A 12,386-nucleotide genomic window follows, 5' to 3' on the forward strand; every position below is an offset into this window, starting at 1 on the left:
GGCTTCAGGGGGCGGCCAGCGCCTCGATTTGCGCCTGCGCGATATAGCGCCCCACGGCCGGGCCCTTGAGTCCGAGTGCCAGGGCGGCCGCGCTCAAGGCGGCCTGGTCCAGCGCTTGCAGGCGCTGCAGGTCGGCCAGCAGGCGTGCTCCTTGCGGGTAGGGGCGTTGCTCAAGGCCCAGACGGCCGCGGGCATCGCACTCACAAGCCAGCAGGGCTTCTGCAAAACGCTGAGGGCGGCGCAGCGCGTCACAGCGCTGCAGCAGCCGCCAGCGCGCTTCAGCCCCAAAGTCCTGGGACTGGTGGATGTGGATGTGTTCGCGCGTCACCAGCTCGGCCAGCTCCTTGCACGGCGCGGGCACACGCCAGCGTGCGCTCAGCGCTTCGGCCAGCGCCACGCCACGGGCGTCGTGGCCGATGTGGCGCGGCCATTGCTCGGGCGGCGTCTTGGCCTTGCCCAAGTCGTGGCACACACAGGCCCAGCGCACGCTCAGCGGTGCTTGCAAATGGGCGGCCATGTCCAGCACCAGCAGCAGGTGCTCGCCGCTGTCGATTTCGGGGTGGTGCTGCTCAGGTTGGGGCACGCCAAACAAGGCCTGCACTTCGGGCGCCAGGCGCGCCAGCGCACCGCAGTCGCGCAGCACCTGGAACATGCGCGAGGGCCGCGCCTCCATCAAGCCGCGCGAGAGCTCTTGCCACACGCGCTCGGGCACCAGGGCGTCGACCTCACCGGCCTGCACCATGTGGCGCATCAGCTGCAGGGTTTCGGGGGCCACCTCAAAGTCGGTGAAACGCGCGGCAAAGCGCGCCAGGCGCAGGATGCGCACGGGGTCTTCGGCAAAGGCCTCGGAGACATGGCGCAGGCGCCGCGCTGCGAGGTCGGCCTGTCCGCCCCAGGGGTCGATGATGCGCCCCTCTTCGTCTTGCGCCATGGCGTTGATGGTCAAGTCGCGCCGGCGCAGGTCTTCCTCCAGCGTGACCTCGGGCGCTGCGTGAAAGGCAAAGCCGTGATAGCCCGCCGCGGTTTTGCGCTCGGTGCGAGCCAGGGCGTATTCCTCGTGGGTCTGGGGGTGCAAAAACACGGGGAAGTCCCGCCCCACGGCTTGATAGCCCGCGTCCAGCAGCTGTTGCGGCGTGGCGCCCACCACCACCCAGTCGATGTCTGACACCGGCAGGCCCAGCAGCTGGTCGCGCACGGCGCCGCCCACGCGGTAGCAGGTGCCCACCATGGGGGGCGATGTTGGCGCGCCGCCTGGCGGGTTGTTGGGGTCTGGTGTTGCTGACATTTCAGGTGGCGTCATGAAGCGTAGGGACTGGAGTGTGGCTGGGGCGGGGGCTTTGTCCCACATGCGGGGCGGCGGCTCCTTTCGATGCAGGGTGTGTATCAAGAGTGGTGTCTCATAGACTTTTTCCACCTGTCACTGAAGTGCCAGAGAGTGCTTGCAGGTGCGTTTCTACATTCAGGAAGGAAAGCCATGAAATACAAAAATTGGGCGATCACGGCTGCGATGGCAGCTTTGACCGCATTTGCTCCCGCTCACGCGGCAGACCAGACCGTCAGTTTCGCAGCTCAAAGCAGTACGGCGAGCTTTGTGGGGACCAACCCCTTGCTGGCCGGGGGCGATGATGTCATCACCTTCACTGGCTTGACTGCGGGCACCTACGACTTCGTGCTGGTGCTCACCGGTGTAGACACCACGATCAGCGGTGTGTCACTCAACGGTGTGACTGGCACCGCCGTCAATACCGACCGCTTCTTCTTTGCCTCGGTGGTGGGCAGCACGCAAACCCCGCTGGCGCTGACCATCAACGGTATTGCAGGCGCTGCAGGGGCCTATACCGGGTCCTTGACCGTCACGGCCGTGCCCGAGCCTGAGACTTACGCGCTCATGGGCATGGGCTTGATGACCTTGGGCTTCTTGGCCCGCCGCAGCCGCCGCCGCAACTGAGCCCCAGAGACCCTCATGAACAACGCCCCGGTGCCGCAGAGGTGCCGGGGCGTTGTTGTTGGTGGGTGCGGGGTTCAGAGCTTGGGGGTGTCGCTGGCGCTGCGGCGGTAGGGCTCGTCTTCGGGGACGAACTGCCGCTCCAGCAGCGCCGCTTGCACCCAGGCGCGCACGCCCGCGTTGTGCTCCAGGGTCTGGACGTAGGGGCTGAGGGCGGCAGGGATGGGCAGGCCGTAGCGGGTCAGGCGCATGACCACGGGTGCGAAAAAGGCGTCGGCGGCGCAGAACTCGCCAAACAAATAGGGCCCGCCGGAGCGCGCCAGCGCGTCTTCCCACAGCGCGTAGAGATGCTCCAGGTCGGCGCGCACACCGGCCTGCGCCTGCAGCAGCGCCGGACCCAGGGCGCGCAAATCGGCCTCGACATTCATGGGGCAGTGCTGGCGCAGTGCGCCAAAGCCGGCGTGCATTTGCGCGCACAGGCTGCGTGCGCGGGCCCGCGCGGCGGCATGGCGGGGCCAGATGCCGCGTTCGGGGTAGAGCTCGGCCAGCGTTTCAACAATGGCCAGGCTGTCGTTGACCACCGTGCCGTCGTCCAACACCAGCACCGGCACTTTGCTGATGAGCCCCAGCTGCGCCAGGGTTTGGTAGAAGGCCGAGCCCGGCCGCAGGTCCAAGCTCACCATGACTTCTTCAAACGGCAGCTCCAGGGTGTGCATCAGCACCCAGGGGCGCATGGACCAGGAGGAGTAGTTTTTGTTCGTGATGTAGAGCTTCATGGGGCTTGGGCGCGGCGCGCAGAGTTTCAGGCTGTGTCCACCAGCATACGAGCCGCGGCGCTGTTTGCCTTTGCCAATGCGGCATCGGATTGATGCCTGGCGGGCACGCCCGCCCAGGGCTCTAGCGCGCGGCGGGCTTGGGGTCCTCGGCCAGGTAGCTGGGGGCGATGGTCTGCAAGTCTGCGGCGGCAACGCCCAGGTCGGCCAGGCCGGGCAGGCTGTTGCCCAGCACATTGGGCCGCTGCAGCGAGCGCAGGTTGTCGCGCGACAGCAGCGGGCCGCCCGGCCACCACTCCAGCGCAGCCGCCTGCAGCCAGGCCAGGGGGGCGGGCAGGGGCAGCACGGGTCTTGCGTGCCCGCGCGACCAGCGCCCGGCGGCTTGCACCAGTTCGCGCAGCTGCCATTGCCGCGGGCCGCCCAGCTCGTAGGTGTGGCCTATGGTTTCCGGGCGCAGCAGGGTGTGGACCAGGGCCTTGGCCACGTCTTCCACCCACACGGGCTGCATGCGCGCTTGTGCGCCGCCCAAGGCCATCAGCGGCAGACGGCGCTGCAGCGCGGCAAAGAGGTTCATGAAGCGGTCGTCCTTGCCGAAGATGACCGAGGGCCGCAGCACGGTGTAGTCCAGCCCGCTGGCGCGGATCAGGGCCTCGGCGCGGGCTTTGCTGCGCAGGTAGTCCGAGGGCATGTCGGCCACCTCATCCACCCCCAGGGCGCTGACGTGCACAAGGCGGCGCACGCCCTCGCGCTGGCAGGCGCTGATGATGTGGCTGACCAGCTGGACATGGGTGCGCTCAAACTCCGCGGGCTTGCCGTGCAAGATGGCCACGAGGTTGAGCACAGCGTCGTGCTTGGCCACCAGGGCGCGCAGCGTGTCGGGGTTGTGGATGTCGGCACGCACCACGCTGAGCCCGGGCTGGGTGCGCAGGCTGCGCACATTGCGCAGCTGGCGTGTGGGCAGGGTGATGGTGCCGCTGCCGCCTTGCGCGCGACACCAACGGGCGCAAAAGCTGCGCCCCACAAAACCACTGCCGCCAAGTACCAAGACTCTCATGAGCTTCCCTGTGTTGTTGTTGGACCTGAGGGGCGTTCAGGGGAGGTCGCGGTCCGGTTGTGGGGCCGCGTTTTGTCTGGGGCCGACGCTTTGCCCCAGCCGCTCGCGCAGCCTGGTGCCGTCCCTGCCCAGAATGTGCGCGTAGATGCTGGCGTTGACCAGCACTTTCTTTACGTAGTCACGCGTTTCGCTGAAAGGGATGTTCTCGGTCCAGACCGCAGCGTCGAGCACCGGGCCGTCGCGCCAGCGCCGTGGGCGGTTGGGGCCGGCGTTGTAGGCTGCAGCCGCCAGGGCCTGGGCCCCACCAAAATCGGCCAGCACCAGGCTGAGGTAGCCGGTGCCGACGCGCAGGTTGAAGTCGCGCTGGTTGAGCAGCTCGGGCGCGTAGTCCAGCCCCAGCTTGCGTGCCGTCCAGCGCGCCGTCTCGGGCATGACTTGCATCAGGCCCGAGGCGCCCACATGCGAGCGGGCATCGAGGATGAAGCGTGACTCCTGGCGGATGAGTCCGTACACAAAAGCCGGGTCCACGCCCGCGCGGTCGGCGGCGGCCACCACCTCTTGGCGCAGCGGCAGGGGGAAGCGCTGCGCCAGGTCGACTTCCTGGCGCGTGCGCTCGCTGGTGTTGATGCAGCGGTCCCACACGGCCCGATCGCAGGCCAGCTGCGCGGCGGCGCGCAGGGCGCGGTCGTCCATGCCGCGCAGCGAGAAGTTCCACTCGCGCACGCCCTCGTTGCGCAGGCCCAGCTGGATGAGGGCCAAGGCGCGCTGCAGCCCGGGCTGGGCGGCGGCCTGGCGCAGCTCGGCGGGGCGCAGTGCCGCTGGGGCCGCGGGCAGGGTGGGCGGCAGCTTCAAATCGTCCAGGGCCAGCTGGCCGTAGAAGGTCAGCGGCGAGGCCAGCTCGCGCAGCACGGCCTGGGCCTGCTGGCGCTGCGCCGCGCCAGCCTCGCCTGCGGGGGCGCGCTGCAGCAGGGCGCGGGCCCGCCAGTACTGCCAGTGCGGCTCGCGCTGCTCTTCGGGGCGCATGCGCTCGATGGCCTTGAGCAGCAGCTCGGGGTGGCCCCGCCCTTGCTCGGCACGCAAGGCCGCACGGGCGGCCCAGCCTAGGGTGTCCGCGCTCCAGTTCAGGGGCTGCTCTTGCGGGTGCAGCTGCAGCGCGCGCTCGAAGTGGTCGGCCGCCTCGTCCTGCAGACGCTGCGCGCTGCTGCGGCCCATCTGCGCCCACACCCAGGCGCGCAGCTCAGGCGTCAGGCGCGGGGCCCAGCGCTTCACATCGGGCAGCGCTTCGTCGGGGTTTTGTGCCACCAGGCGCAGCAGCGCCAGGGCGCTGAGCTCGGTCTGCGTGCGGCCCAGGCTGCCGCCATGGCGCTTCAAATAGCGCTCGGGCTGGTCTTGCAGCTCCGCGATGGCGCGCGCCGTGGCAGGCGGCAGCAGGGCCGCTGTCTGGCGGATGGCGCGGGCGCGGTTGCCCTCGAAAGACAGGCGCAGCTTCAGCCACAGGTCCTCGTCGCGCAGCACGCGCGCCTGGTAGAGCGTGGTGGCCAGGGCGTTGCAGCCTTCATCGCCATCGCGCTGTGCCAGCCAGGCGCTGCGCGCGGCTTGCTGCACATCGCCGCCAGCACTGTGCTCGGCCAGCAGGCTGTAGCAGACTACCTCGCGGTCGTCTTGCATCTTGAAGCCGGCCACATCGCGGCGGAAGTTGCCCCAGTCCCGCCGCCGCCCCAGTTCCAGCAGCCAGTCGTTGCGCAAGCGGTCTTCCACATAGCTGCCGCTCCAGCGCTCGTAAAACGCGTTCAGCTCGCTCTGGGTGGCTTCGGCCAAGCGCAGGTTCAGCGCCCAGTAGTCCACCCAGGACGCCAGCGGGTGCTGTGCGTCGAAACTCTGGCGCAGCGTGTTGAGGCGTGCGCCATCACGCGCCGCCCAGGCCGCCCGCGCGGCCACAACCGTGTCACCGGGCGCCGGTTCAGCCGCGACCGCGCCGCTCCAGGCCACCGTGAGGGCCAGCGCCAGCGCCGCGCCGCGCCCGATCCAGCGCCGATTGGGTGCAAAAAAAGTCATACTCAAACCATGCATACCGAACATCCACATACCCCAGGCACGGCCGCCGCAGCGGCCCCTGGCAGCCATGATAGGGACGAACTGCGCCGCCACCTGCTGGCGCAGCGCAGAGCGTGGCACGAATCGCCCCAAGCGCAAGCCGCCCAGGCGCGCGTGGCCCTGCAATTGCTGGACGTGCTGCGCCAGCTCGAGCCCCTGAGCCTGGGCCTGTACTGGCCGCTGCCGGGTGAATTCGACGTGGTGAACTTCGCGCAAAGCCATGCGCTGGGCAACCACATGCAACTGGCCTTGCCCTACGCCTGGCGGGCCGGTGCGCGCATGGAATTCCGCCACTGGTCAGGCCAGCCGCCCACGATGCAAGACGAATGCGGCATCCCCAGCTGCGAGGGCCCGGCTCTGGTGCCCGAGGTGCTGCTGGTGCCCTGCGTCGGCCACACCCGCGAGGGCTACCGCATGGGCTACGGCGGCGGCTACTTCGACCGCTGGCTGGCCGCCCACCCCGGCGTGACCGCCGTCGGCCTGAGCTGGGCCGCAGGCGAGCAGCGCTTTGAAGTCGCTCCCCACGACATCGCACTCACTGTGGTGATCACCGAGGCCGAGGTGCTGGCGCCCTGAGGGCGCGGGTAGCGGCGGCTTCTCAGCGTGCCTGCTCCGGGTCTGCCGTGTCAGGCGGGGCAGACGACTGCCGTGAGCGCCTGCGACCCAAACCAAGGCCAGCGACCAGGCAGAAGACGCTTGCAAGGCCCAGCCCCGCTGCGTCCTCGCGGTTGCGTTTGAACGAGGCCTCAAGAATGCCCGCGGTGTATGCACCCAAGACACCGGCTTCACCCCCCATGGCTTTGGCGTGCTCATAGGCCTGATTGGGTTCGATATGGCTCAAGCTCGCTGCATCTCGAACCGCCCATTCGTTGCTCAGATGGGCCGCTGCACACAGCAGCGATACCCCCATCGCAGCCGCGAGCGTGCCCAAACCTCTTCGTGAGGGCTGGCTGGAGAAGTTTTTTGCCGAGGCAAAAACCCACACACAGGCCAGCACGGCGAAGGCGAGAAATACATTGAATTGGGTCATGGGGTTGAACTCAAAGGGGATGAACTCAAAACTTGGTGTCCAGCGTCAGCTGCCAGAGCTGGCGGCTGGCATCGGCCCGCTGCTGCCACAGCGTCGGGCCGCCGGTGGGGTCGGTGCTGCCCAAGCGGCTGCGTTGGGTGGGCGTGTTGAGGTTGCTGCCCCGCAGGCTCAGCTGCGTTTGCGGGCTGAAGCGCCAGCCCAGGCTGGCGTCCACCGTCCAGTGCGTGGCGGTGTCTTGCAATTCATAGGCATTGAGCCGCATCAGGCCGCCGTCGCGCCAGCGCGCGTCCACGCTCCAATCCAGCGGCAGGCTTTGCAGCTGCTGGCTGAAACCTAGCTTGGCGCTGCCCCGGCCTTGCCCGGCCAGCAGGTTGTAGGGCGCGGGCAGAGCCGAGTCGCGCGAGCGGTAGCGGCTCAGCGAGGCGCGCGCCATCCAGGCCGGCAACGCCTCGCTGAGCATGTCCAGCCGCAGCTTGGCTTCGAGCTCCAGCCCCTGGCTCCAGGCGCTGCCGTGGTTGACGGGCAGCGTCACCCAGCGCGGCACGTTGGCCCAGTCCACCGGCTGCTGCTGCAAGGCGGTGGCGATGCGGTTGTTGATCCGGCGGTGGAACACGCCCACGCTGACCATGCCGTCTTTGGGCAGGCTGTGCTCCCAGGCTGCATCCAGCCCCCAGGCCGTTTCGGGCTGCAGCGCCGGGTTGCCCAGGGTGTCGGGGTGCAGCCGGTCGTTGGCGCCGCACCGCCCGCCTTGCGGGCAGGCGAAGAAGGGGTTGACGGTGGGGCGCGCCAGCAGCGGGTATTCGCGCCCCGGCGCTTTGTAGGTGCGCGACAAGCCCAGCCGCAGCTGGTCCTGATCGGCATCGTCCAGCTTGTAGAGCGCGTTGATGGAGGGCAGCGGCACGCTGAAGCGACTGCTTGTGGCCATCAGTCCTTGTGCCTCGCTGAAGCGGCGTTGTTCCCAGCGCCAGCCCAGGGTCAGGCTCAGGCGGGGGCTGACCGTCCAGTCGTCTTGAACGAACGCGGAGGCTTCAACGGAACGCCCGTCACTACCGTCTCCCCAGTTGGCCAGCTGGGTGTCGGGCAGGCCGTTGCGCCAGCGCTCGGTTTGATCTGCGTTGGTGTACTTTTGCCAGTTCCAGCCCGCGCTGAGCTGGTGGGCGCTGGCGAATTCGTCGCTCCACTTCAGCCCGCCGCTGCGGCTCCAATTGCGCTCGGACTGGGTGGACTGGGTGTCGTTGGGCACAGCGCCGGTTTGCACGCCCTGCGCCCGGCTGCGGGCGGTGGCCCGCTGCAGGCCCAGCTCCACACTCAGGCTGCCGGTCTCGCCCCAGGGGTGGGTCCATTGCGCTTGGGTGTCGGCCATGTGGCCCAGGCGGCGCCACTGGCGCTGGGCGTGGTCAAAAGGCAGCGGGTCGGCGCTGGCCAGTTGCTGCGCTTGCTCGCCGCGGGTCAGGTAGGTCGAGAGCCCGCCCTCCCATTGCAGCTCGCCCCCAGCCACTGACTTCAGCACCGTCTTGAGCCGGGCCGAGGCATCCTCCGACGTGCCCTGGGTGGTGCTGGTTTGGTCCACGGGCGCCAGCCCGTCGCGCGTGTTCACCGTGTGGGTCTGGCCCTGCCAGGCAAAGCGGCCCAGGCTGGCGGTGGCGGTGTAGGCCGCGTCGGCGCTCCATTGCCCATGGCGTACCAGGTTCACGCCAGGGTCCAGCGGGCCTTCGCTGCGGCTGACCGTTCCCTGGAGCTCCGTCATGTAACGCGTGGGTTTGACGGCGCGCAGCACCAGGTTGATGGTGCCGCCCACGCCCTGCCCTGGCAGGTCGGCCGTGGCGCCACGGATGACCTCGATGCGCTCGATTTGGGCCGGCGCCAAGTCCAGGGGCTGCAAGCCTGGCGCAGGCGGCTTGCCGTCCACCAAGATCTGCGTGTACCCCGCCAGACCGCGCAGGGCAATGGCGCCATAGACATCTGTCTCCACGCCCGGCAGTTGCTTGAGCAGCTCCTTGGCGTTGGCCCCGCCCATGCGCTCAATTTCCTCGCGGCCCACCACCTGCTTGGCGGCGGTGCTGAGCTTGCGCAGCGTGGTGTCAGAGGTTTGGCCCTTGACCTCCGCGGCCGGCAGCACGGCCGGTTGCTGAGGGGGGGATTCGGCCAGCGCGTTGGCGCTGATGAGCACAGCCACCAGGGTCAATGGCCGCTTCGGTGGGGTGAGGCGTATTGGCATGCGGCTTGTGTCAGTTGCAGGCGTTGCCCCACGCGAAAACACCCAGCCCTTGTGCTTGTTGGGATTGCAGGGCTTCGGGTGGCATGAGGGTGCATGTTGGCAATGCACAGGGTTGACAAAAAAGGCGGCTGGCGCTGCAACAACTGTCACTAGCCTATGGGCGATGGTGGTTCATCATCAACCCCACCTGTGGGTGAGGTGGTGACCCTACCCGCAACCCAGGGGGGGTGTCTTGCTGGCGTGAGGTCGCATCAAGACCCGCCTGCTCATGCGTGCCGCGCTTGAACAAACTGAGATGGCGCGCTACCGGCTGGAATCGCTCGGCGGTGAAGCGGGTTGTGTGGGGCAATGGGTTGGGATGCGCCGCGGCCCATATTGGGGCTGGCAGCGTCTATGGTTTGTCGCTGTTGAAGCGCACAGATATGCCAATGCATGCCAAATCCTTAAATTCCCTTCTGCCGGGCGCGTACTCCGCTAACGTGCAAGCGCTGGATTCTTTATCACTTGGATTGGAGATTTCAGCTGAAATGACAACAATCTTTCTTTTTGATTCGCCAAGCGATTTTTTGAGTTGAGCTTGGTCCGCTTGCGTAGAAATTTTTTTTAGAGCGTCTGCCCAATGTTGTGGAACGTCCGATGATTTTTCAGGTGCTTTGTAAACTTCGACGACGCGCTCAATGGTGTCGGTCAATCTTCTCTGGACGTTTCGTTCTATTCCGCCATTGAGCACATCTGTCACCTTCCAGAGGTCTGGCGCTTCCACATGCAGAACTCGGTTTTCAGGGCCAAGAATCAGGAAGGTCGGAAATTTGATGGGGAAGCAGCTTTTGCAGGCGGCCCGAAGGTCGGTATTTGAAACTACATTGGCTTGCGCTGTGGCTGGTGGTAAGGCGCATAGGGCCAATATGAGGCGAGTGAGTTTCAATGTCTGTCCTGTTGAGGCGGTGGGCGCCCAATGTATGCGCAATTCGGCCGCGATGGATGAGTCGTACAGATAACCAGCGCGTCGATGGGGATCCGGCGAAATGGGCCGGTGCACAGGCTGCCTCACCCAGCCTGTGGCCTTGGCAACCCACGCCTGACTTCGTTGGCTCGCTATCATTCGCCCCCGCCCCGATTTTGCCGCCCCTGCCGTGTCCACCTTCACCCTCAATCCCGCCCAGCTGGAAGCTGTTCACCACTTGCATGGGCCGTGCCTGGTGATTGCGGGGGCGGGGTCGGGCAAGACGCGGGTGATCACGCAAAAAATCGCGCAGTTGCTGTCGGTGGGCTATCGGCCGCGCAATATCGCGGCCATCACCTTCACCAATAAGGCCGCGCAGGAGATGCGCGAGCGGGCGCGGCAGTTGGTGGGGCCCAAAGCGGGGCAGGAGTTGGTGGTGTCCACCTTCCACTCGCTGGGGGTGCGCATCCTGCGCGAGGACGGGCGGCATCTGGGGCTGAAGGAGCAGTTCTCGATTCTGGATTCGGACGATGTGCTCTCCGTGCTGCGCGACGCGGGCGGCACCACGGACGCGGCCACGGCCAAGTCCTGGCAGTGGACGATTTCGCTGTGGAAGAACCAGAACCTGAGCCCGCAGCAGGCCCTGGCCTACGCCCAGGACGATATGCAGCGCGCCGCCGCGGTGGTGATGCAGCGCTACCAGGAGCGGCTCACGGCCTACCAGGCGGTGGACTTTGACGACCTCATCGGGCTGCCGCTCAAGCTGCTCTCCACCAACGCCGAGGCGCGTGGCAAGTGGCAGGAGTTGCTGCGCTATGTGCTGGTGGACGAGTACCAAGACACCAACGCCGTGCAGTACGAGCTGCTCAAGCTGCTGGTGGGCGAGCGCGCCATGTTCACCGCCGTGGGCGACGATGACCAGAGCATTTACGGCTGGCGCGGGGCCACGATTGAAAACCTCAAGCGCCTGCCGCTGGACTTCCCGCAGCTCAAGGTGATTGCGCTGGAGCAGAACTACCGCTCCACCAGCGCCATCTTGCGCGCGGCCAACAATGTGATTGGCTCCAACCCCAAGCTCTTTCCCAAGACGCTGTGGAGCGAGTTTGGCGAGGGCGACCCCATCACCTTGATCGAGGCCGATGGCGAGGAGCACGAGGCCGAGCGCGCGGTGGCGCGCATCCAGTCCATACGCGCCAACCATGGCGGCACGCAGTTCAAGGACTTCGCCATCCTCTACCGCGCCAACCACCAGGCGCGCATCTTCGAGCAGGCGCTGCGCCGCGCGGAAATCCCCTACAAAGTCAGCGGCGGGCAGAGCTTTTTCGACAAGAGCGAGATCAAAGACCTCTGCGCCTGGCTGCGCCTCTTGGTGAACCAGGACGACGATCCGGCCTTTCTGCGCGCCGTCACCACCCCCAAGCGCGGCATTGGCCACCAGACGCTGGGGCATTTGAGCGAGTTCGCGGCGAAGTGGAAGCTCTCCATGTTCGAGTCGCTGTTCTCCGAGTCGCTGCAGGCCATGATCTCGGCCAAGGCCTTGCACGGCCTGCACGAGTTCGGCCGCTATGTGGTGGACCTGGAATACCGCGCCCGCCACACCGTGGGTGCGGAAGAAGGCAAGGCGCTGCTGCTGGAGTGGCTGGCCGACATCGGCTACGAGCAGCATCTGCTGGACAACGAGGACAACGAGAAAGTGGCTGCCGCACGCTGGAACAACGTGCTGGACTTCATCGACTGGGTGGCCAAGCGCTGCGGTGGCGTGCTCAGCGAGGAGGGCGGTGTCACCAGCGAAACGCCGCGCCAAACCGTGCTGCAGGTGGCGCAGACCATCAGCGTCATCCTCTCCCTGGCCGAGCGCCAGGAGGACCAGGATCAGGTGGTGCTCACCACGCTGCATGCCTCCAAGGGCCTGGAGTGGCCCCACGTCATTCTGGTGGGCGTCAACGAGGGCCTGCTGCCCTTCAAGTCTGAAGACGAAGACATGACGCCGCAGCGCCTGGAGGAGGAGCGGCGGCTCATGTACGTGGGCATCACGCGCGCGCGGCGCACGCTGGCGGTTTCCACACTGCGGCGGCGCAAGAAAAACCGCGAAACCGTGGCCGGCATCCCCAGCCGCTTCATCGCCGAGATGAAGCTCCATGAGAGCGGCATCAAGGAAGACCCGCGCGAAAAACTCAAGCGCATGCGCGAGCAGCTCGCGGCCAAGGCCGCCGTCAGTGCCGCGGCGCAAAAAGCCGGGCGGGACTGAGCGCGCAGCGCCTCTGGCAAGACCGGGCCCTCACGCCCCCTGGGTTGCGGGGGAGGGGCCAGGTTTGCGGGGGCGGCCCCG

At 67.2% G+C, this 12,386-nt stretch carries 10 protein-coding genes; 3 read left to right on the forward strand and 7 right to left on the reverse strand.

All coding sequences use genetic code 11. The features are described 5' to 3' along the window. Positions 1-4: 4 nt before the first annotated feature. The gene (locus ACG0Z6_RS10795; RefSeq protein WP_394461223.1) at positions 5-1,228 is read right to left on the reverse strand and encodes a multifunctional CCA addition/repair protein; all 1,224 of its coding nucleotides are present in this window, start codon (positions 1,226-1,228) and stop codon (positions 5-7) included. A 246-nt stretch (positions 1,229-1,474) separates the two neighbouring features. Between ACG0Z6_RS10795 and ACG0Z6_RS10800 the strand changes: the two genes are divergently transcribed. Next, positions 1,475-1,948 carry an FxDxF family PEP-CTERM protein gene (locus tag ACG0Z6_RS10800; RefSeq protein ID WP_394461225.1) on the forward strand — a complete coding sequence of 158 codons (474 nt, stop codon included), beginning with the start codon at positions 1,475-1,477 and terminating at the stop codon, positions 1,946-1,948. Between the two features lie 74 nt (positions 1,949-2,022). On the opposite strand, the gene ACG0Z6_RS10805 is transcribed toward ACG0Z6_RS10800, so the two are convergent. The 3 genes from ACG0Z6_RS10805 to ACG0Z6_RS10815 all read right to left on the reverse strand — a co-directional run bounded on the left by ACG0Z6_RS10805 (position 2,023) and on the right by ACG0Z6_RS10815 (position 5,827). Further along, the gene (locus ACG0Z6_RS10805; RefSeq protein WP_394461227.1) at positions 2,023-2,721 is read right to left on the reverse strand and encodes a glutathione S-transferase; all 699 of its coding nucleotides are present in this window, start codon (positions 2,719-2,721) and stop codon (positions 2,023-2,025) included. 121 nt (positions 2,722-2,842) lie between these two features. Then, on the reverse strand, positions 2,843-3,772 hold the full coding sequence (locus ACG0Z6_RS10810; RefSeq protein ID WP_394461230.1) for a complex I NDUFA9 subunit family protein: 930 nt from the start codon (positions 3,770-3,772) through the stop codon (positions 2,843-2,845). A gap of 36 nt (positions 3,773-3,808) precedes the next feature. Then, positions 3,809-5,827, reverse strand: coding sequence for a lytic transglycosylase domain-containing protein (locus ACG0Z6_RS10815; protein WP_394461232.1), 2,019 nt, complete (start codon positions 5,825-5,827; stop codon positions 3,809-3,811). A gap of 9 nt (positions 5,828-5,836) precedes the next feature. Here ACG0Z6_RS10815 and ACG0Z6_RS10820 point away from each other — a divergent pair, with 9 nt between their 5' ends. Then, on the forward strand, positions 5,837-6,442 hold the full coding sequence (locus tag ACG0Z6_RS10820; protein WP_394461234.1) for a 5-formyltetrahydrofolate cyclo-ligase: 606 nt from the start codon (positions 5,837-5,839) through the stop codon (positions 6,440-6,442). 22 nt (positions 6,443-6,464) lie between these two features. Here ACG0Z6_RS10820 and ACG0Z6_RS10825 read toward each other — a convergent pair whose 3' ends face one another. The 3 genes from ACG0Z6_RS10825 to ACG0Z6_RS10835 all read right to left on the reverse strand — a co-directional run bounded on the left by ACG0Z6_RS10825 (position 6,465) and on the right by ACG0Z6_RS10835 (position 10,039). Then, positions 6,465-6,896 carry a hypothetical protein gene (locus ACG0Z6_RS10825; protein ID WP_394461236.1) on the reverse strand — a complete coding sequence of 144 codons (432 nt, stop codon included), beginning with the start codon at positions 6,894-6,896 and terminating at the stop codon, positions 6,465-6,467. Between the two features lie 25 nt (positions 6,897-6,921). Continuing rightward, a complete protein-coding gene (locus tag ACG0Z6_RS10830; protein WP_394461943.1) occupies positions 6,922-9,072 on the reverse strand; it encodes a TonB-dependent receptor plug domain-containing protein in 2,151 nt (716 codons plus the stop codon). Between the two features lie 433 nt (positions 9,073-9,505). After that, positions 9,506-10,039: a hypothetical protein gene (locus ACG0Z6_RS10835; protein ID WP_394461238.1), complete on the reverse strand. Its 534-nt coding sequence runs from the start codon at positions 10,037-10,039 to the stop codon at positions 9,506-9,508. Positions 10,040-10,247: 208 nt separating this feature from the next. Here ACG0Z6_RS10835 and ACG0Z6_RS10840 point away from each other — a divergent pair, with 208 nt between their 5' ends. Continuing rightward, the gene (locus ACG0Z6_RS10840; protein WP_394461240.1) at positions 10,248-12,305 is read left to right on the forward strand and encodes an ATP-dependent helicase; all 2,058 of its coding nucleotides are present in this window, start codon (positions 10,248-10,250) and stop codon (positions 12,303-12,305) included. Positions 12,306-12,386: the final 81 nt, after the last annotated feature.

This window comes from Roseateles rivi (assembly GCF_043555845.1).
GTDB lineage: Bacteria > Pseudomonadota > Gammaproteobacteria > Burkholderiales > Burkholderiaceae_C > Roseateles > Roseateles rivi.